The 20,791-nt window shown below is 45.2% G+C and carries 21 protein-coding genes and 1 other annotated feature; of the genes, 16 read left to right on the top strand and 5 right to left on the bottom strand.

What is annotated here, in order from left to right; all coding sequences use genetic code 11:
• The first annotated feature begins 14 nt into the window (after positions 1 to 14).
• The 10 genes from TES5_RS07025 to TES5_RS15160 all read left to right on the top strand — a co-directional run bounded on the left by TES5_RS07025 (position 15) and on the right by TES5_RS15160 (position 8,271).
• The gene (locus TES5_RS07025) at positions 15 to 2,018 is read left to right on the top strand and encodes a DUF262 domain-containing protein (RefSeq protein WP_068561155.1); all 2,004 of its coding nucleotides are present in this window, start codon (positions 15 to 17) and stop codon (positions 2,016 to 2,018) included.
• Positions 2,019 to 2,023: 5 nt separating this feature from the next.
• Positions 2,024 to 2,350: a nucleotide pyrophosphohydrolase gene (locus TES5_RS07030; protein ID WP_068561156.1), complete on the top strand. Its 327-nt coding sequence runs from the start codon at positions 2,024 to 2,026 to the stop codon at positions 2,348 to 2,350.
• A 35-nt stretch (positions 2,351 to 2,385) separates the two neighbouring features.
• Positions 2,386 to 2,712: a MazG-like protein gene (locus tag TES5_RS07035; RefSeq protein ID WP_068561157.1), complete on the top strand. Its 327-nt coding sequence runs from the start codon at positions 2,386 to 2,388 to the stop codon at positions 2,710 to 2,712.
• A gap of 35 nt (positions 2,713 to 2,747) precedes the next feature.
• Positions 2,748 to 3,647, top strand: coding sequence for a LysR family transcriptional regulator (locus TES5_RS07040; RefSeq protein ID WP_068561158.1), 900 nt, complete (start codon positions 2,748 to 2,750; stop codon positions 3,645 to 3,647).
• Positions 3,648 to 3,740: 93 nt separating this feature from the next.
• Positions 3,741 to 4,706: an aldo/keto reductase gene (locus tag TES5_RS07045; RefSeq protein WP_068561159.1), complete on the top strand. Its 966-nt coding sequence runs from the start codon at positions 3,741 to 3,743 to the stop codon at positions 4,704 to 4,706.
• A gap of 196 nt (positions 4,707 to 4,902) precedes the next feature.
• Entirely contained in the window at positions 4,903 to 5,634 is a 732-nt protein-coding gene (locus TES5_RS07050; RefSeq protein WP_068561160.1) for a YcjF family protein, read from the top strand.
• A gap of 144 nt (positions 5,635 to 5,778) precedes the next feature.
• Complete coding sequence (locus TES5_RS07055) at positions 5,779 to 6,612, top strand: dihydrodipicolinate synthase family protein (protein ID WP_068561161.1); 834 nt, start codon at positions 5,779 to 5,781, stop codon at positions 6,610 to 6,612.
• 295 nt (positions 6,613 to 6,907) lie between these two features.
• Positions 6,908 to 7,573: an NAD(P)H-dependent oxidoreductase gene (locus TES5_RS07060; protein ID WP_068561162.1), complete on the top strand. Its 666-nt coding sequence runs from the start codon at positions 6,908 to 6,910 to the stop codon at positions 7,571 to 7,573.
• Between the two features lie 284 nt (positions 7,574 to 7,857).
• Positions 7,858 to 8,025, top strand: a complete 168-nt coding sequence (locus tag TES5_RS15155; RefSeq protein ID WP_157080392.1) for a hypothetical protein — start codon at positions 7,858 to 7,860, stop codon at positions 8,023 to 8,025.
• A 126-nt stretch (positions 8,026 to 8,151) separates the two neighbouring features.
• Positions 8,152 to 8,271: a type I toxin-antitoxin system Fst family toxin gene (locus tag TES5_RS15160; RefSeq protein ID WP_143148200.1), complete on the top strand. Its 120-nt coding sequence runs from the start codon at positions 8,152 to 8,154 to the stop codon at positions 8,269 to 8,271.
• A gap of 180 nt (positions 8,272 to 8,451) precedes the next feature.
• On the opposite strand, the gene TES5_RS07065 is transcribed toward TES5_RS15160, so the two are convergent.
• A complete protein-coding gene (locus TES5_RS07065) occupies positions 8,452 to 9,345 on the bottom strand; it encodes a MurR/RpiR family transcriptional regulator (protein WP_068561163.1) in 894 nt (297 codons plus the stop codon).
• Positions 9,346 to 9,613: 268 nt separating this feature from the next.
• On the opposite strand from TES5_RS07065, the gene TES5_RS07070 reads away from it, so the two are divergent.
• The 6 genes from TES5_RS07070 to TES5_RS07100 all read left to right on the top strand — a co-directional run bounded on the left by TES5_RS07070 (position 9,614) and on the right by TES5_RS07100 (position 16,586).
• Positions 9,614 to 10,990, top strand: a complete 1,377-nt coding sequence (locus TES5_RS07070) for a 6-phospho-beta-glucosidase (RefSeq protein ID WP_068561164.1) — start codon at positions 9,614 to 9,616, stop codon at positions 10,988 to 10,990.
• Positions 10,991 to 11,077: 87 nt separating this feature from the next.
• Positions 11,078 to 11,319: a binding site (T-box leader), on the top strand.
• Positions 11,320 to 11,377: 58 nt separating this feature from the next.
• Positions 11,378 to 12,406 carry a 3-deoxy-7-phosphoheptulonate synthase gene (locus tag TES5_RS07080; RefSeq protein ID WP_068561166.1) on the top strand — a complete coding sequence of 343 codons (1,029 nt, stop codon included), beginning with the start codon at positions 11,378 to 11,380 and terminating at the stop codon, positions 12,404 to 12,406.
• 644 nt (positions 12,407 to 13,050) lie between these two features.
• Positions 13,051 to 13,971: an ROK family protein gene (locus TES5_RS07085; protein ID WP_068561202.1), complete on the top strand. Its 921-nt coding sequence runs from the start codon at positions 13,051 to 13,053 to the stop codon at positions 13,969 to 13,971.
• 242 nt (positions 13,972 to 14,213) lie between these two features.
• Positions 14,214 to 14,663, top strand: a complete 450-nt coding sequence (locus TES5_RS07090) for a MerR family transcriptional regulator (RefSeq protein ID WP_068561167.1) — start codon at positions 14,214 to 14,216, stop codon at positions 14,661 to 14,663.
• 54 nt (positions 14,664 to 14,717) lie between these two features.
• A complete protein-coding gene (locus TES5_RS07095; RefSeq protein WP_068561168.1) occupies positions 14,718 to 15,569 on the top strand; it encodes an aldo/keto reductase in 852 nt (283 codons plus the stop codon).
• A gap of 126 nt (positions 15,570 to 15,695) precedes the next feature.
• Complete coding sequence (locus TES5_RS07100; protein WP_068561169.1) at positions 15,696 to 16,586, top strand: alpha/beta hydrolase; 891 nt, start codon at positions 15,696 to 15,698, stop codon at positions 16,584 to 16,586.
• Positions 16,587 to 16,673: 87 nt separating this feature from the next.
• Here the strand turns inward: TES5_RS07100 and TES5_RS07105 are convergent, their stop codons facing one another.
• The 4 genes from TES5_RS07105 to TES5_RS07120 form a co-directional block, all read right to left on the bottom strand.
• Positions 16,674 to 17,192 carry a CarD family transcriptional regulator gene (locus TES5_RS07105; protein WP_068561170.1) on the bottom strand — a complete coding sequence of 173 codons (519 nt, stop codon included), beginning with the start codon at positions 17,190 to 17,192 and terminating at the stop codon, positions 16,674 to 16,676.
• 364 nt (positions 17,193 to 17,556) lie between these two features.
• Positions 17,557 to 19,014, bottom strand: a complete 1,458-nt coding sequence (locus TES5_RS07110) for a glycoside hydrolase family 1 protein (RefSeq protein ID WP_068561171.1) — start codon at positions 19,012 to 19,014, stop codon at positions 17,557 to 17,559.
• A gap of 67 nt (positions 19,015 to 19,081) precedes the next feature.
• Positions 19,082 to 19,945: a MurR/RpiR family transcriptional regulator gene (locus tag TES5_RS07115; RefSeq protein WP_068561172.1), complete on the bottom strand. Its 864-nt coding sequence runs from the start codon at positions 19,943 to 19,945 to the stop codon at positions 19,082 to 19,084.
• 197 nt (positions 19,946 to 20,142) lie between these two features.
• Complete coding sequence (locus tag TES5_RS07120; protein ID WP_068561203.1) at positions 20,143 to 20,754, bottom strand: DUF1349 domain-containing protein; 612 nt, start codon at positions 20,752 to 20,754, stop codon at positions 20,143 to 20,145.
• Positions 20,755 to 20,791 lie beyond the last annotated feature (37 nt).

Raw genomic sequence — 20,791 nt, forward strand, 5'->3', positions numbered from 1 at the left:
ATAGGGGGATAATCATGAAGGCAGATACTGTGAAGTTTTTTGAGTTTTTAGAACAGAAAAAAACTATTTTTAATATTCCTGTTTACCAAAGAAATTATGAATGGTCCAAAGAACAATGTGCCCAGCTTTTTAATGATGTACAAAATATCATTGAGGATGATTTCAATCGTAAACATTTTCTCGGGACAATAGTCTATGTTGATGAGCGTGGTCCGAAACTTAGCAAAAATTTTATTATCATCGATGGTCAGCAGCGTATTACAAGTTTTATGCTATTTTTAAAGGCAGTCGCCGACTTATCAGAAGATGAGGAACTATATAACGAAATTTTGGATGATTATTTGTTGAATCCGAGAAGTGAAGAAAATGACAAACTGAAGCTAAAGTCCGTAGAAAAAGATCGAATCATATTCAGACAAGTTATTGAGAATAAACCAGTCTCTTTGACATCAAAAATATACGAGAATTACCAATACTTCAAAGAGTGCCTGGAAAATTCACCTTATGAACCGAAGCAGTTTTTTGATGCGCTGAGCGTGATTGAAATTGTGTATATTGAATTAAATGGCAATGATGACTCTGAGAATCCGCAAATAATATTCGAAAGTATAAATTCTACGGGACTTTCTCTTACGGCATCAGATCTTATCAGAAATTTTCTATTAATGGGAATAAGCTACGACTTGCAGAGTCAACTTTACAAAGACTATTGGATGTCGATAGAAAGCAGGATTCCAACTATTCAAATTTCAACCTTCATCAGGTTTTATTTAACAATAAAGTATGGAAATACTGTAAATGAAAAAAAAGTTTATGATGAATACAAACGATTCTTTATCAATGAAGGGTACTCACCTGAAAAGGCAATCAATGAACTAGATCTGTATTCAAAGTTTTATCATTGGGTAGTGAACGAGACTATACCACACACTCCAACAAATGAAATTATTAAACGAATTAATTTAATGAAAGCAACAATTGCTTATCCGTACATAATGGAAATATTAAAACTTAATGCCGATGGTGCTTATACCTGGCCAGAGACGAATGAAATATTTTCTGTGGTGGAATCCTATTTATTTAGGAGGCTGATAACGGATAAAAAAACAAATGTGTTGAATAAATTGTTTGCGGCTCTGTCCAAAGACATTTCACGTGATAGTGAGAAAGAGCGACTAGTTTCAGAGTTGGTTAGTAAGGCAGGGACTCAAGTATTCCCAAGAGATGATGAATTTGTCAGCAGCTTAAAATCCATAGATCTGTATAACAGAAGAAATCATTTGGCGAAACTTACCTTGACTATGATTGAAAATAGTTTATCAAAAGAGACGGTTGGATTCGATACACTCCAAATTGAACATATTATGCCGCAAACGTTGACGAATGAGTGGAAGCTTGCTGTTCCTCAAGCAGCAGAAGTACAGTTGAAGTACGGGAACACACTGGGAAACTTGACTCTCACAGGGTATAACTCTGAGCTTTCTAATAAACTGTTTGAAGAAAAAACTCATTTGTATCGTAACTCTAACATAAAAATGACTCGAGAATTATTTGAAAAATATACTGAATGGAGCGAGTCTACTATCATTGACAGAGCGAATAGGCTAAGTCAAATAGCTTTAGATATCTGGAAAATTCCGACACTGATTCCTGATGTGGAATTTACCTCAATTTCAGGAGAACATTTTTTAGATGAGGATGTTGTCGTTACGGGTACCAAACCCACATCATTAATTATCGATGGAAATGAATTTGAAGCAGAGAACTGGAAGCAGATTTTGGTACAATTTTTGAATTTTACATGGGAATTTGATAGCTCTACTTTTGGAAATCTGGCTAGCAAAGAAGCGCTAAAACGAGTTTTTTCCTCTCCGGATGAGCAAATTAACCCATACAAATTACAGAATGGTATAAGTATCGAAACCAATTTTAGCGCAAATTCAATCCTCTATATTGTTAAAATAATAGCAAATGAGTACGGAATTTCTGATGTCGTAAGCTACACTATAAAGGGATGACACACATGAACACAATGGACAAAATCAACAAATTCCGGGATGACCGCGATTGGCGCCAATTCCACAACGAGAAGGACCTTGCCATCTCGATTTCGTTGGAGGCCGCTGAATTGTTGGAGCTCTTCCAATGGAAATCTCCAGAGGAAGTCAGAGAGACCAACATCGAACGGATCAAGGAGGAACTAGCGGATGTGTTGATCTATTCGCATATGCTGGCCAGCAATCTTGATCTGGACATTGATGAGATCATCGAGGCGAAACTGGAGAAGAACAATATCAAGTATCCGGTGGACAAGAGTAGAGGCAACAAAGAGAAGTATACGGAGCTGTAAAGATAGACCCATAAGACGAGGATAAGGAGCACAAAATGGACAATCTGACAATCAAACAAGCTGCAGAAAGATCCAAAAAAATCCGGGAGCATTACCGCTCTTTGGAAATGAAGCACCACGGCAGCGAGTGGTCCGTGGAAGAGGATGCGTTGGCATTTTTGACCGATGCGGGCTTGGTCGGGCGCCTGACGATGGCGCAGCAGGGGCGTTGGCCGGTCGACGATTCGAATGAAGTCGATTTGGAGCACAAAATCGGTGAAAGCATCTGGTGGCTGATGGTGCTGGCGGACCGGATGGGCATCAACAGTGAAGAAGCGTTGGAGAATTTCTTGAGCACGACCGAGAAGCGGTTTAATCTTTAACATTTTGCTAAGACACAGTTGGGAGGTTTCGTTGCATGTACAATCATCAATTGGATACATTCATTAAAGTTGCCGATTCCGGCAGTTTCAATAAAGCGTCCGAAGAACTGTATGTATCACCAAATGCTGTCATGAAACAAATCAATCTTCTGGAAAACAGTCTGGGATTTGACTTGTTTGTCCGGACGCATCGGGGTGTCCAATTGACACCGGCAGGGGAATCCTTGTACCGGGATGCGAAGTATCTCATCCAGTATGCCAAAGATTCGATCGCCCGGGCTGAAAAAATGCTGGCTGAATCCAAACACGTGCTGCGGATCGGAACCTCATTGACGACGCCTGTCCAGTTTTTGGTCAGTCTGTGGCCCCAGATCCGCCAGCACAATCCGGATCTGAAATTCGAACTGGTCTCATTCGAGAACACTCCGGAAAATGCGCGGGAAATCATGAATCATTTCGGCAGGAACATCGATGTGGTCGCCGGCATCTACAGCGAGAACATATTGAGCGAGCGGAATTGTTCGGCCTTGAAATTGTATGATACACCCCTTTGTGCGGCGGTCCCGCTCCATCATCGCTTGGCAGCAAATGATGAAATAGCGATCGAGGATCTGTTCGATGAAACGGTCATGCTCATCAAACGCGGCTACATGAGTGCCTTTGATGAAGTCAGGGAGGATCTGGCAGAAAATTATCCGGAGATCCAGCTTGAAGATTTTTCATTTTTTGATGTGAATGTCTTCAACAAATGTGAAAACGACAATGCGGTTCTGATCGGTGTGAAGGAATGGGAAAATGTCCACCCTTTGCTGAAAATTATTCCGATCAGCTGGAAGCATACGATTCCGATAGGGATTCTGCATTCAAACACGCCATCCAATGATGTCAAAAAATTCCTGGAAATAATCAGTCAGATATACGAGGTCCAGTCCTAACCTTTGGGTTGCAACTCGTGAGCCAAGAGAGACTTCTCAATAGTCTCTTTTTTACTATACTTAAGTTGTAATGATTCGAAGGGGGAAATGGAAATGAACACAAGAGTATTGGGAAGAGGCTTGGAAGTATCCGCAATCGGGCTTGGCTGCATGGGGATGGATCATGCCTATGGTGCAACCGCGGACAGGGAAGAAATGATCAAGCTGATCCGGCGCGCTGTCGAATTAGGCTGCAATTTTTTTGATACCGCGGTCATCTACGGCGAAGCGAATGAAGTGCTGTTGGGAAAAGCCCTGGAAATATACAACCGTGAAGACGTGATCATCGCCACAAAATTCGGCATCTACGGCCAGAAAATGGTTGACGGCAAGCTTGAAAATCAACTGAACAGCAAACCGGATTCCATCAGGGAACAGGTGGAAGGCTCATTGAAACGCTTGGGCGTTGATTATATCGACTTGTATTATCAGCACCGTGTGGACCCGGAAGTTGAACCGGAAGCGGTTGCCGGGGTCATGAAGGAATTGATGGCTGAAGGCAAAATCAGACATTGGGGCTTATCCAACGCACCTCTGGATTACTTGAAAAGAGCCCACGCTGTCTGCCCAGTGACCTGCATCGAAAATCAATATTCGATGGTTTTCAGAGAACCGGAAAAGGAAATCTTTCAGGTATGCGAAGAATTGGGCATCGGCTTTGTGGCGTATTCCCCACTCGGAAATGGTTTCCTGAGCGGGAAATATGATGCGAACACGGTATATCCGGAAGGGGACTTCCGCAGCAAAATGGGCAGATTCAGCCCTGAAGTGATGCAAAAAAACCAAGCGCTGTTGGATTTGCTGAAAGAAATCGCCGACAGCAAGAACGCAACGAGCGCGCAAATCGTTTTGGCTTGGGAACTGGCGCAAAAACCATGGATCGTCCCGATTCCCGGCACAACGAAAATGCACCGTTTGGAAGAAAATTTGGGCGGGGCGGATATAAAATTGAGCCCAGAGGAATTGACGGACATCAATGCTGCCTTGGATGCGCTGGACATTGATGAGACGTATTTCTGAGTAGAGTCTACCGTATTATGTAAAACCCCATCCGAAAATGACCCGCTAAATAATGCGAGCCAATTTCGGGTGGGGTTTTCCTTTCTTTGAGGATTCCTGCTCTCTGGTGTATGATTAGGATAGACAGAAAATACTCATCTATACGCAAGATTTACATGCCCTATACTGATTAACTAACTACAAAGGTGGGATTATCATGAAAAAAGTATTCAAGAAAAAGACGATCACCGGAGAAACAGGAAATCTGGAAAAAGAGGAGGTAGCGGAAGTACAAGTTGAAACAGCACTTCAAGGTAGTGATCTGAAGCAAGAAGATAAAGAATTTGAATCTTTCTTCTCTGAAGTGCTAAAAAAATTACCGCAAAAGACATCAGCCAGTGTCCTAAACGCTTATGACAAGTCAAAAGAGCAGGCTGAAAAAATCCTCGACAAAAGCAAAAATCAATTTGATGGGATCTTCGACGAATTTCTGGAAGGTGTCGATGAAGAAAAACGCAAAAAATGTCATAAGACTGTTCATGCTGCGTCTTTGACAGCAGCCATAATCGGTTGTTCGCCAATCCCTTTTTCAGATGCTTTCTTGCTGGTTCCGGTCCAATTAACAATGATGTCTCGTCTGCACAAAATATTTGGTCAATCATGGTCCGAAAGTCTTGGGAAAAGCCTATCCAGGGAATTGATTGTTGTTGGCTTAGGCAGAGGTGCAGTCGGCAATATCCTGAAATTGGTACCTGCAGTAGGCACTGTTGCAGGTGCCGCAATCAATGGGGCCGTTGCCAGCACCATCACAGAATCTTTAGGCTGGGTAACCGTCAAAATGTTGAATGACGGCGAAGATATTTTCGATCAAGCCATGTCCTTCAAAGGACAGTTCAACACGTTGTTCAAAACACTTCAGAACTCCAGTAAATCACCAAATAAGAAGTGAATTTCATGATAGATAAATTCTTTAGGGACAAAGTTGTAGTTACTTTGTCTCTTTTTTAATTCACTTAGGTGGCAGTAATGGATGAAGTACTTGGAAAGACAGTGATATAATAGCTCGCATATCACTGTTTAAGGGGAGATGCACATGTTTGATTTAGTGAATGATTTCCATATTGCGGTCCCGACCGCATTTTACGAAAACGAGGATTTGAATACGGAAGCGACGTTGCAGCATATCCGGAATCTCTATGACCAGGGTGTGAAATCCGTCCTGGTATGCGGCACGACAGGAGAGCAGCACAGCCTGTCCTTGGCGGAGAAATTGCAACTGCTGGAAAGCCTGGACGCGGCCAGTTTCCTGCCGGATGACTTGGAAATCCTCTTCGGAGTCGCCAGCTTCAGGCAAAAGGAAGCCCTGCAACTTGCTGAAAAAGTCAACGCGAGCCTGAAAATCAGCGGAGTGCTATTGGGATTTCCTCCTTACATCCTGCCTTCACAAAAAGAAGCGAGGCTCTACGTGGAATCCATCGCAAAAGTCATCAATAAGCCCATCATTCTCTACAACAATCCAAGGCGCACCGGCTTCAATCTGGAACTGGATACTTTTGCTGAATTGATCAAGCTGCCGAACATCATCGGCATCAAGGATGCGGGCGACAGCGCGCGCATTCCCGAATTGCTTTCCGCTGCGGGCAAAAAGATCTACGTCTATTCCGGAGGGGAGATTGATTTGGACAAAAAGATCGTATGGGGCGCAAATCGGTTGTCCTCCATGGCGGGCAATCTGTATCCGACCGAGGTAGAAGCATATTTCACGGATTTGTTGCGCGGGCACGCGGACGAAATAAAAAACGCCGGAATCGAAGAGAAGATTCACAACGTTTTTTCGGATAACCCGATTATATACATTAAAAACGAAATCACGAAGCACATGCAGATCGATATGGGGATTGCGCGATCGCCGCTGGGTAATCAATAATAGCTCAGATTTAGGTGAAAGGGCTGAACTCCGGTCAGAGACGCTTCGCCGGATGAAATAGTCATTCAAACATCGGCATCTCCGGTGAGCGTGCCTTCACAGGAGAATAGAATTGAAATATGATCTCAATCTCCGTCGAAGGCCCCTTCACCGGAGATGCCTGAAGAATGGACTGTCTTCCGATTGTTGGGTTCAGCGGAAGGCATCTCCCTTGCCGGATGTTACATAAAAAAGTAGTATATTGAATAGATAGTTTATTTGAGAATGTTATCATGAAAAGTGAGGAGATCTATTTATGTCGACACCTGAATTAAGAGCACAAATCATTGAAGCGCATCAAAGCCGCTATGCCACAAAATCCTTCGATCCGACGAAAAAGATTGCCAAGGAAGATTGGGAAACGATCATCGAATCAGCACGTTTATCGCCGAGTTCCTTTGGGTATGAGCCGTGGAAATTCCTTTTGATCGACAATCAGGAAATCAAGGATGATTTGAAAGGGATCGCTGCGGGAGCAGTCAACAGTCTCAACGGCGCCAGCCATTTCATTATTGCGCTGGCCAGAAAAAATGTGACGATCGAAAGTGATCATGTCCGGCACATTGTGGAGGATGTGCTCGGCGCGGAATTTGCGATTGACTCGCCGCGTAGCCAGTACTTCGACAACTTCCAGAAGAACAATCAGCAGTTGACGGACGAGCGTACCTTGTACGATTGGGCCTCCAAGCAGACATACATCGCGATGGCCAACATGATGACCACCGCAGCTCTTTTGGGAATCAACAGCTGTCCGATCGAGGGCTTCAATAAAGTTAATGTTGAGAAATACCTGGCGGAAAAAGGTCTGGTCGACCTGAAAGAATTCGGCGTTTCTTATATGCTCGGGTTGGGCTACCGCAACGAACCGATCACGCCGAAGAAACGACAAGCTTTGGATGAAATTTTGGAAGTCATCGATTAGTTGTATGATTAAAGTATAACGAAAACTGCAAACATTGCTCGTAAATACACAAAAAGAACAACAAATGCAACAGGAAGACAATCCCATCTGGAATAGGATTGTCTTCCTTTTTTTTGCATTTTAATCGACCAAAATATGATTTTGGAACAATATTGGCTGAGCATCATTCTTGACTTGAAGCTCAAATCATTGTATAAATTTACTACACCTTATCAGGAGTCTGCCAATCGCGGTTGCTTTTACAATCAGCCTTTTACATAAGTTTTATACAAGGAGGAAATGCTATGAAAAATTACTTTAATACAAACGAAATGACGTTGCAGGAACGCGAGCATCTGCAAATTGAAATGGAAATGAAGAAAAACTACTACGGTGCTTTTGTCAGCAACGTGCTGACGGATGAAATGACCGAAAAAATGGAAAATATCTGTGGAGATGACTTGTGTCAGTAAATACCACTAGCTGCATGACACTGATGAGGTGCACGAATAATTATACTGGAATGAAGGGCTACCTCAACTAAGGGGTGGCCCTTTGTTTGGTTTATGCTCAATTATACATTATTCTGCGCTATAATCATGAATGGCAACTTGCCCCGAAAGGGGGTGCTGTTTGTGTTTGATTTAATTTCATTGGTTATCGCACCATTTTTTGTGGGACTAGTATTATTGCTAGTTGAGCATTGGTTAGATGATTAGCGGATAACTACGCAAGTTGTCGCTAACCTACACGCCTATTGTCGCAGTAGACGTAAAAAAAGCCACTCCCTTTCGTCGCAGTCAGGGAGTGGTTTTTGTGCTGTTTGCACTGATTTAATTTCATATCGCAAAGCCACTATAACATGGAATATTATAGTTATCAATTCTCCAATTAAATCGCTACATCTTTTCCCCGCCAGTATCTTCCTGCATGATATCCGAACTGGTCTTCCTTTTGTCGGCTATTTTGCCCAAGCGGATGACATGGGCCAGATTTTCCTCGTAATTTTCGGCAAATACGACCGAATACAGGACGTCCAGCAGGTAAATGATGGAAAGGTTGATCGTAAAGTTGCCGATTTTGGAATACAGTTTTTCGCGCGTCGTGATCGGTAGATAGCAGTCGACCACCCGCGAAAGATAGTTGTCACCGATGCCCGTAATCCCGATTGTTGGAACGCCTTCCGCTTTCAAAATATTTGCAATCTGTTTCATCGCAGTGCTTTCGCCGGTATAGGAAATCAAGATGGCGCAAGTGCCTTCAGGACTAGTGTAGGCTGTATAGACGTCTTCGCCTTTGATGGTGGAAACGGCTGTGTGGTGCTTGATCCTGTTCATCTTCAGGGCAAAGTCCTGCGGGATGAGCATGTTGGCGTTGTTGGCGAAGATTTGGATATGCTTAGCCATCAGCAGCATCTGCTTAGCCTGCTGCAGCGTGTCGTGGTGGATGAGCGAGAGCGTATCCTCGATTGTTGATTGTCCGAGAGAGGCCATCTTATTGCTGATCGTCATGATCGAGTCGTTAGCCTCGAAGGGCAGATTGGCATCGATGTTTACGAAGTTGCGGGTCAAATAGTCGTGTTCTTCCTGGTAGGCTTTTTTGCATTCCACCCATCCGTCAAAACCCAATTTCTTGGCGATGCGGATCAACGTGGATGGTTGCGTATAGGTTTCGGCTGCGATCTCCTGCATTGTCTTTTCATCCAGTACTTCAGGATAGCGCAACAGGTAATCCACGACTTCCTTTTCAGCCGGAGAAAACTTGAATGTTTCCATTTTTTCGCGTATCAGCATAGGTGGCGCTCCTCCTTTTCTTCTATGTATTGCGATTGAATTCTCCCATAAATCACTATTGATCCATTTACAAAAATTATAAATTAATGTAAATGACATGTAAACGATATTATGCTCAAAAAAAGTCTAAAAGCGAAAAAGATTTGAATATTTAGGCGGATTTTGCGTGAATTTTGTAAAAAGGTTTTGAAGTGTACCCAGAACCCTTGTTATCGGTATTTACATGATGGATAATAACCTTGTAAACGAAACGAGGAGGAATATACATATGACAAAAGGCGTTAAAATTGTAACAATCGGCGGAGGAAGCAGCTACACACCTGAATTAATGGAAGGTTTCATTAAACGTTACGATGAACTGCCTATCCGCGAAATCTGGTTAGTGGATATCGAAGCAGGGAAAGAAAAATTAGAAATCGTGGGTACAATGGCGCAACGTATGTGGGATGCTTCCCCTTACGACGTGAAGATCCATATGACTTTGGACCGCAGAGAAGCTTTGAAGGATGCTGACTTCGTAACGACGCAATTCCGTGTCGGTTTACTGAATGCTCGCGTCAAAGATGAGCGCATTCCTTTCTCCTATGGCATGCTGGGGCAAGAAACGAACGGCGCCGGCGGTATGTTCAAAGCCTTCCGTACAATCCCTGTCATTCTGGAAATTGTTGAAGACATGAAAGAACTTTGCCCGAATGCTTGGTTGGTCAACTTCACAAATCCGAGTGGCATGGTAACAGAAGCAGTCGTCCGCTACGGCAAATGGGACAGAGTAATGGGCTTGTGCAACGTTCCGGTTATGGCTACCATGACTGAGCCGAAAGCATTAGGCGTTGAAAAAGAGGATCTGATTTACAAATTTGCCGGATTGAACCACTTCCACTGGCATAAAGTCGCTGACAAAAAAGGCAATGATGTTACTTACAAAGTGATCGATGCCATGTTCGACAAAGATGCGGGCCTTCCGAAAAACATCCATGATATTCCGTTCTACAGAGAACAATTGGAACAAATGGGCATGATCCCATGCGGCTACCACCGTTACTACTACCGTGAAGAAGAAATGCTGGAACACGGTCTGGAAGAGTTCAATGGCGTAGGCACGCGTGCGCAACAAGTGAAAGAAACAGAAGCTGAATTGTTCGAATTATACAAAGATCCGAACTTGGATCACAAACCGGAACAATTGCAAAAACGTGGCGGAGCGTACTACTCCGATGCTGCCTGTGAGACAATCGCAGCCATCTACGCCAACAAAGACACGCAAATCGTTGTATCGACCAAAAACAATGGCGCTGTTCCTGACCTGCCAGCTGACTGCGTAGTCGAAGTAACAGCTTACGTTGGTGCACAAGGCGCTCGTAACGTTGCTTTCGGTGAATTGCCGACTGCTGAAAAAGGCTGGTTGCAAGTGATGAAAGCGATGGAGTTGTTGACGATCGAAGCGGCTGTAACAGGCGACTACGGTACAGCATTGCAAGCATTCACAATCAACCCGTTGATCCGTTCAGGCGAAACGGCAATCAAAATCATGAACGAATTGTTCATCGCACACAAAAAACACTTGCCGCAATTCGCTGAAACGATCGAACGCTTGGAAGCTGAAGGCGTGACTGTTAAAGACGAAATCGCAAGAGACATGGACTAATTACGACAAGAAAACCCTATCATTCACTTTTTTTCAAAAAACCATTTGACATTTCCTTGAAAAATGAGTATATTCTGAGAAACAACATAAAAAGTGATGATAAGAAGTAGTACGTTATTGAGCTGACCAGAAAGGTGCCGGTCGATGCGAGGCACACATGCGAGATAGCCGAATTCATCTTTGAACTTCGCACTGAATCAAGTAGGCTGCGACGGGTGATAGCGTTCGTTATTTCGCTAGGGTATTATAATGTACCTATCGAGGTAGACTTGCGCGAGTGGTCTATGAACAAAGGTGGTAACACGAGTCTATACGGCTTCGTCCTTTCCAATGAAAATTTGGAATGGACGAAGCTTTTTTTGTTGAAGAGAAAATGGAGGGATTACTATGAGTTTCAAAGCATTGAGTGAAAAAATCGATTTTGAATTAGTCAAAGAATTATCCAAGCTGACGCCTGAGCAAGCAGCGATGAAGGCAGCACGCGATAAAGAGTTGCACGACATCATTGAAGGCAAAGACGATCGCATCCTTTTGGTCATCGGACCTTGTTCCGCCCACGATGAAGAAGCGGTAATGGAATATGTGCGTCGTTTGGCGAAATTGCAGGAACAAGTCAAAGATAAAGTATTCATGGTTCCCCGTATCTACACAAACAAACCGCGTACGACCGGCGATGGCTACAAAGGCTTGTTGCATAAACAAGATCCTACCGGAAAGAGCAACCTGATCCAAGGAATCGCTGCTGTGCGCAGCCTGCACAACCGCGTCATCACAGAAACAGGCCTGACGACAGCCGACGAAATGCTGTACCCTGAAAACCTGGATTTTGTTGATGATCTTGTCAGCTACCACGCAATCGGCGCGCGCTCCGTTGAGGACCAACAGCACCGTTTCGTTGCCAGCGGAATCGATCACCCGGCCGGCATGAAAAACCCGACCAGCGGCAACCTGAAAGTGTTGTTCAATTCCGTTTACGCTGCCCAACAAAAACAAAAATTCATCCACAACGGCGTGGAAGTCCAGTCCAGCTCCAATCCGTTGGCGCACGTTGTCTTGCGCGGCGGCACGAACGATTACGGCGAAAACATCCCGAACTACCATTACGAAGATCTTGTCAAGGTCGTGAAAGCATACGAAGGCGGCGATTACAAAAACCCGTTCATCATGATCGACACGAACCATGACAACTCCGGCAAAAAACACATGGAACAAATCCGCATCGTCAAAGAAACGCTGTTCAACCGTTCTTGGAACGATGACATCAAAAAACTTGCGCGCGGCTTCATGATCGAGAGCTATCTAGTAGGCGGCCGTCAAGAAGACGACGGAACAGTCTTCGGCCAATCCATTACTGATCCATGCCTAGGCTGGGAAGATACAGAAGAATTGGTTAAATACATCGCGGATAACGCGTAAGAGCATAAATGCATAAATGTGGGGCCAGGAGAAATCCTGGCCTTTTTGTGTTTGCTGTTTCGAAGGTCGGCCCGCCGAAGGAAACCGTCAGCTCCGACGAGGGAATGTTGGCCGGAGGTGGTTGTATTTGAGGCGACTGTACTCCGGCGAAGCCGCTGGGGTCGGAGGTAATCATCTTGTGGGATGTTCTCCTCCGGCAGAAGAACAGCTAACCGGAGGAAACCATCAGCCCCGATGAGAAGTGCGCTCATCGGAGACCAGTAGTATGCCAACTTGCAACCTCCGACGAGGGAATGTTGGCCGGAGGTGGCTGTATTTGTGGCGACTGTACTCCGGCGAAGTCGCTATGGTCGGAGGTAATCATTTTTTGGCTAATCTCCTCCGGCGAGAGAATTGCTCTCTGGCAGTGCCATCAGTGCGGTAAATGTGGCCTACATTTACGTCCCGTTGGCACTGACAGCGGTTTCGTTAATTTTCGTCTACCTCTATAAATTGGACAAAGAATATGATAATATTATAAAAGACTTAGATGAACGAAAACTGGAAAAATAATAGTGTTCAGGGTGAGGCGGGTTAACTCGCCGCGCCCTGATTTTTGTATTGAAGAGCGGATGTATTCATAAATGAGCGAAGGCGGGACTGACATGAAAAAAAACTATTTAAGCATCGACATCGGCGGCACGAACATCAAATTGGCCTTGATCAATCATTCCGGGCAGATCCAGTCCAAGAAGCAGGTGCGGACACCGCACGAATACAGTGAATTCATCGCGACATTGGAAAACGAAATTGAATTGGTGCAGGATGAGATTCGCGGAATCGCCTTCAGTTGCCCTGGGAAAGTCGATACGGATACGGGCATGATTTCCTTCGGCGGAGCGTTGCCTTTCCTCGATGGCATTTCCTTCGTCGAAGTATTCCAACCGAAATTTCAGGTTCTCATCTCGGTCATCAATGACGGCAAAGCGGCTGCGTTGTCAGAATTGTGGCTCGGTAATCTGAATGGCATCGAAAACGGACTGGCTTTAGTGCTCGGAACCGGCATCGGAGGAGGGCTGATACTTGAAGGCAAGCTCTATCAAGGCAAGAATTTCCAAGCCGGCGAATTGAGCTTCATGATGAAGCCGTCTGATAAGCCTAGTTTCGATGATACGTACGGTAAGACGGGCTCAGCGGTCGGGCTAGTTAAAAGCGTGAATCGGGTGTTGGGGACAGAGGATCTGAAGGACGGGGCAGCTGCCTTCGAAGCGATCAACCAAAAAGACCCGAACGTCTATCCGATTTTCGAAGCCTTCGCCAGGGAAATCGCCTATATGATCTGCAACATCCAAGCCATCCTCGATCTCGAAAAGATCGTCATCGGCGGAGGGATCAGCGCGCAACCAATCGTAACCGAAGAAATCCGCAAACAATACCGCGCCATCCGCGCCGGGCTGCCTTTCGTGGAAATCACATTGACGGAAGTCGAAATCGACAGCTGCCGCTTCCTGAATGATGCGAATCTGTTGGGGGCGCTGTACCAGTTGTTGCTGAATGCGGATGAGGAGATGGCAGTGAACGTCTGAAAAACACGCATCGTAAGCAGGTAATGTATTCATTCATCCTGCAATAAAATCCAAAAATACAAACCGCTCATGATCCGTGCAGAGACGCAGGGGTCATGAGCGGTTTATGTGTGTTTGAGGTAGAGGGCATCGGACACCAAAGAAATCAAAATCCAGCTTCGAACCGCACCTGATTTGACCTGAAGTGCACTCCATGGTTTATAATGGATGCATAGACAAAGTACATGAGAGAAGTGAAGATGATGAACAGTAAAGAAGTAGCGCTGATGTTCGACCTGCCGATCGATACGATCAGATATTATGAACGGGTGGGTGTGATTCCGCCGATAACGCGCGACAAAAATGGCTACCGCATCTATGCCAAACGGGACCTCAATTGGATTTTTCTGGCGAAGAGTTTGCGCAAGGCGGGCTTGTCGATCGAGTCGCTGATCGAGTTCGCAACCTTGGCGCAATCGAAAGAGGGTAATGTTCGGGCAGCCCAAAAACAGATTCTGCAGGATCAGTTGACAGAGATCAATGCCAAGCTGGAGGAGATGATGCACGCAAGGGATCTGCTGGAGTACAAGATCGAGACGTTTGATGATCATGTCGCTAAAATCAATGCCGGTGAACTGAGTGATGACGAGGTTGAAGAGCTCTGGACAATGAAACATTTCAAAAAACAGGAAATACCGCTTGCTGTGGAGTAAACTCCATAGTATAGAGTAAACATTGTAGTAAATATTCCAATTGGAGGTTATGATATGCAAACAGTAAAATTAAACAACGGTGTTGAGATTCCAGTTTTGGGCTTCGGTACTTTTCAGATTACCGATCCTGTTGAGGCAGAACAATCCGTCATTGCAGCAATCAAAGCGGGCTACCGCCATATCGATACAGCCCAGTCGTACATGAACGAAGAAGCGGTCGGACGCGGCATCGCAAATTCCGGCGTGCCGCGCGAAGAGCTTTTTGTGACGACCAAAGTTTGGGTGGAAAATGTTTCCTATGAAGGCGTAAAAGCTTCATTCGAGCGCTCGCTCAAGCGTCTGGGGTTGGACTACCTCGATATGCTGTTGATCCACCAGCCATACAGCGATGTCCATGGAGCTTGGAGAGCAATGGAGGAATTGCAGGAAAAAGGCAAAGTGCGCGCAATCGGTGTTTCCAACTTCGCCGTTGACCGTGCGGTGGATTTGGCGACCTTCAATAAAGTCGTACCGCAGATGAACCAGATTGAAATCAATCCGTTCCACCAACGCATCGAAGTCATCGCAGCGTTGAAAGAAGAAGGCATCATGCCGGAAGCTTGGGCTCCTTTTGCGGAAGGCAAAAATGATATCTTCAACAACGAAGTGCTGGTCGCCATCGGGAAAAAATACAACAAATCAGTGGCGCAAGTCATCACCCGCTGGTTGGTGGAGCAGGACATCGTTGTCTTGGCAAAATCGACCAAACCGGAACGGATGACTGAAAACCTGGATGTGTTCGACTTCGCTTTGACGGATGAAGACAAAGCGCAGATCGCGACTCTTGATGAGGGCGAAAGCCAATTCTTCTCGCATGCCGATCCTAAGATCATCAAATGGTTGGCGGAAAGAAAAATGGGCGTTTAAAAGAAAATCAGAAGGCAACGCCAGTTGTAAACATAAAATCATACACATGTGGAAGCGGCTGATTCAATTTAGCCGCTTTTCTTGTTCAATAGGGAGCACATTTCAAGGCAGAAAGGATGACCAGCGATGACAATAGGAACTTCATACCTCACCAGAAACGATACGCTCGGAACAATGGTTGCTAACCCGGCTTTCCGTGGATTCGGCCACTTGCTGCTGCCGTGGAACGACAGGGCGGATTTTGATCTGCCGTTATCGAGGATCGCCAGGCTTTTGCCGTACCACAGCCATGTGGACGTGGATACGGTCGTTCAGGCGCTCAATCGGATGATCGATGCCGCAAATGCGGGCGAACAGATTTTCTTTGACATTTATTCGGAAAAAGAGAAAGCCAAAGACCCTGAAAAAAGGCAAACCGGCTTGTTCTGCTTTCCTGGCATAGCCGGCTCGCCTTATGCGGTGATTGCTCCCGGAGGCGGCTTCGCTTACGTCGGGTCCGTGCATGAAGGCTTTCCTTATGCCATGAAAATCGCTGACCATGGTTATCATGTGTTTGTGCTCCGCTACCGTCTGGGGAACCGGAAAGCAAGCGAAGACATGGCTGCAGCCATCGATTTCATCGAAGAACATGCGGACGAGTTGGGTGTCGACAAACAAAACTATTCGCTCTGGGGCAGTTCAGCCGGCGCCCGTGTTGTTGCCAATATCAGTGCCAATGGTGCAAAAGCATATGGAGGGAAAACGGGCATCAGACCGCGTGCTGTCGTTATGGCCTACACCGGGCACGCGGGATATTCAGAAAATGATGCACCCACTTTCAGCATCGTGGGCGAGAACGACTACATCGCCGACCCGGAAGTCATGCGCAGAAGAGCTCAGAAAATGAATGGGTTGGGAATTCCGGTCGCCTTCAAAGTAGTTGCAGGATTGGGCCATGGTTTCGGAATCGGCACCGGCACAAATGCGGAAGGCTGGATCGAAGAAGCAGTCCGGTTTTGGGAAAAACAACTGAAATAGGGCACGTGCATGTACAAAGAGGTGAATGCGAGAGCACAAAAAAACAGAAATCCCTTATCCGGATTTCTGTTTTTCATTTAAAGTGTTTTATTTGATTAAACTTAATTCGATTGCCGCAACTTTTTCTTCGACGTAAGTCTTTACTTCATTTTTTGGCATTTCCAACACAACAGCGAATTCGCCGTAAAGCATTTCTTCGGCTTTTTTCATGTAGCGTCTGTCGGTTTCAGAAACCTTTTTATTTTTTGTGGCGGCGATTTGGTTCTTGAGGTAGACCGTTTTGATCACTTGGATCAGGTATTTGCAATCATGACGTTCCATGGCTTTATCATAATGTTCGGAAAGCAGATTCGCGCTGCTGTATAGGATATCCGTTTCGATTGAGGGAATTTGCTCGATGATTTCTTGCGCGTCATCAGCCGATATCACGGGACGCATAAATACTTTCGTATCAACGGGTGTGAATACTGTTCCGTTACGATACAGTGGCTTCAAAACATAATATAGACGATCATTTGCGACAGCAGTGACATTCATAACTTCGATCGCTTCGACTTTGCAGACCCCTTCGTTACCATACACTATCAAATCATTTACTTTGTACATTTTTTCCTCCATATCTTTTCCAAAAGCAACAAAAAAAGCGTGCAGATTTTTGACAACAGGACTTACGTTCGTCAAAACAACACGTTGTATACATATTATACCAAATATTGACTGTTTTTGTAAGGGGTGATTTCAAATAAAGTTTTTGATATATGGCTTTCATTGTAAAATGTCGTTCAAAAAGAAAATAAGAGGAAATCCACGATCACGTTTTGTTCACAGATTTGTTCGAAAAAATCGGACCGGAATTCCCGGTGAGGGTCCGTTCACCGGGAAATAGATGACAAAGTACAGCAAAATACCCGATGAAACCCTCTCCATCGGGTATTTTGCGCTATTCTATGATTTTTGGAATGAGGGACTGTCACTCGAACAGCGTTTTTCCATCGCTGGCGATGACATCCTTGTACCAGAAGTAGCTATCCTTCTTGTAGCGCTTAAGGGAAGGTTCGACGGCTTCTTCGTACTGGTCGACATAGACGAAGCCGTAGCGTTTTTGGTACCCGTTCAGCCAGCTGAGCAGATCGGTGAACGACCAGGTGCAGTAGGCGAGCACTTCCGAGCCTTCTTCGATCGCCAGTTTGATTTCCTTGAGGTGTTCCGACAGATAGGCGATCCGGTAAGGGTCATGGATGCTGCCGTCCTCCTCGAGTGTGTCGAAAGCGCCGAGGCCGTTTTCGGAAATGATGATCGGCAAGTCATAGCGGCTCGTGATGTCGCGGCAGCCGACACGGATGCCGATCGGATCGATGGTCCAATCCCAATCGGTCGTCGGCAGATTCGGATTCAGCGGATTTTTGTACAAGCCAGGAACGCCCGGAACAGTCATCGATCCTTTTTCGCCGGTCGTGTTGAACACGCCGCTGCTATCAACGCCGTCCAACGGGTTGTACTCGACCGTATCGCTGCGGTAATAGTTGACGCCCATGAAGTCGACGTGCTTGGCCGCTTCCGCCAACAATTCCGCATCGCCCGGCTCTAATTCAGGTGCCACGCCTTTAGTCTGGAGATACTTCATGGCTGCTTTCGGATAGCGCCCATGCGCGTAAACATCCATCCACCAATAGTTTTTCAGATCGTCGTAATCCATCTTTGCTACAACATTTTCCGGCTTGCAGTCGATGGCGTAGCTCGGATGCAGCGCGAAGCTCGCACCAATCATGCCGTCCGGAACCAGATCCTGGAAGGCGAGCACGGCCTCGGCATGCGCCAAGAACACGTTATGGTTGACCTGGTAATAGAGTTTTTCTTCGCCGCTCATTTTCGGCGGATGCTGCGCCGTCAGCCAGCCCATCCGTGTGAAGATGTTTTGCTCGTTGATCGTGATCCAATATTTCACCTTGCTGCCGTACGCCTCGAACAAAGTCACAGCGTATTTCTTGAAGTCGGTAATGACTTCCCGACTTTCCCAACCGCGGTATTTTTCCTGCAGGAACTGCGGCAGATCCCAGTGATAGATCGTCACCATAGGCTCGATGCCGTTTTCGAGGCACAGATCGATCAGCTTGTGATAGAAATCCAAGCCCTTTTGGTTCACCTCATCCATGGAAGTCGGGAAAATCCGTGCCCAGGCGATGGAGAAACGATAGGTTTTCAGGCCCATTTCCGCCATCAAGCGGATATCTTCCTCCACGCGATGGTAATGGTCGACCGCGACATCCCCGTTTGTATTTTTGAAGGTGGTGCCGGGTACTTTCACGAATTCATCCCAGATCGAAGGACCTTTGCCGTCCTCGTTCCATGCGCCTTCCACTTGATAAGCTGCTGAAGCGCTACCCCAGAGAAAATCCTTCGGGAAAGCATTCTTGTTTGCTTGCATCATAATCAGAACACTCCTTTATATGAATTTTTATTCGAAATGCCAGAAGTTAGAAGTGAATTTTTGTAAGTTAAACATCCTCAATCAGAGGCTGGATTTTGGATCGGAAACCTGTGGTGTTCGCCTTTACCTGAAGCAAGCGTTCCTTGTTTTTATCATAGTTTCGCGCGAACAGGCCGGCATACAGAATATCCAACACCAAAAGAGTGGACACACTGGAAGAGAAGGTGCTGATTTTCGAGAACATTTTTTCCCAGGTGACGATGTTCAAGGTGATGTCGCACAAATCGCTGATGCTGTTGTTGCCGACACTGGAGATGCAGACCATCGGCGTTTCTGAAACCTTCAGCAATTGACAGATTTCAAGGATGTCTTTTGTTTCGCCGGTGTAGGAAATGATCAGAGCGGCCCTGTCTTTGTTCGAGGTGGCGGCCTTAATGAGCTGCTCCTGCTGGCTGGTGGATGTCGTGACTTCCTTGTTGATGCGCCGCATATCAAGCGTGAAATTATAGGCTAAGTGCTGGTTTGATCCGACGCCATAAATATCGATGAAGGTCGCTTGGTCTAGCAGATCGATGGCTTGACCGTATGTATCCTCATCCACCAGGGAATTGGTTTCCTTGACCGCATCCACGAACAGCTGGGATAAATTTGAGGAAATTTCGGTGATGCCGTCTGTTTTTTTGAACGGGAAATTGGCATCGATTGAAACCAGTGGACTGTCGGTCTGCTGGACAGCGGCCAGGAACTCGATTTTGAAATCATTGTAGCCTTGAAAGCCCAGTTTTTGGGCAAGCCGCACGATGGTTGACGGGCTGGTAAAGGTTTTCGCGGCAAGATCTTTGGTTGTGGCATTTTTTAAATCATCCGGATTTTCAAGCAGAAAATGGATGATGCTGTTCTCCGCGTTCGAGAAAAAATGGCTTTGGTTCATTCTGCTGATTAGGTTCAGAAATATCACCCCCGTTTTGGCCCAATTATACCATTTATGGATTTATATGATGGGCTCTGTCTTGAAATAGTGTTGATGATATATGATAAATTTAAAGACCAATGAAATTTCACTGGTCTTTAGTTCGAAATATATTAAAACTGGTCACAATAATCTGATTGTCAAATTGAAATTTCTCCCTATTTATTGCCATCTGAGGCTTGCCCATCATGAGCTAGCCATTTACAATCTGTTACCTCCATATTTGTAAATATTGCTTTAAACGATGAGTTTTCTGGACTACAAGCATAGATACCAAATTGAATAGTGCCATTACCTTTCCACATGTGGAATATCCGCATCTGACTATAATGAATTCCATCAATCGATGATTCTATACAATAATCATCCTCTCTTCGACTAAATCTATACCACATAGATTTAATCGATGCATCAATAACTGTTGTAGCCCAATCAGAATAGCCATTATTCGTAACAACACTGCCTAAATGTTGAAAATCTTCATTTTCATATTCAACGGAACATTTAAACCAATTTTCACTATCTAAATACATAACAGCTCCACATTGGTCAAATCGATGAGTGCTTTCAAATTCAGTTTTTACTATAAAAGAAAAGTATTTTTCATCCGTATTATTTTGCAAAACAGGAGCATTGTCATTCCTAAAATTGTAATAGGTTCTTTGCCATAAGTCAGTATGCGGTTCTGTAATAATTTCTATTTTGTTTTCAGTAATACGATTGTTTTTAGGTTCTCTAATCCATTTTAAATCATTGATATTAAATTCCATATTTTTCATCACTTACCAAACCTCCGCAACTGTTTCT

The organism is Trichococcus sp. ES5 (genome assembly GCF_900067165.1).
In the GTDB taxonomy this organism is placed as follows: Bacteria; Bacillota; Bacilli; order Lactobacillales; family Aerococcaceae; genus Trichococcus; species Trichococcus flocculiformis.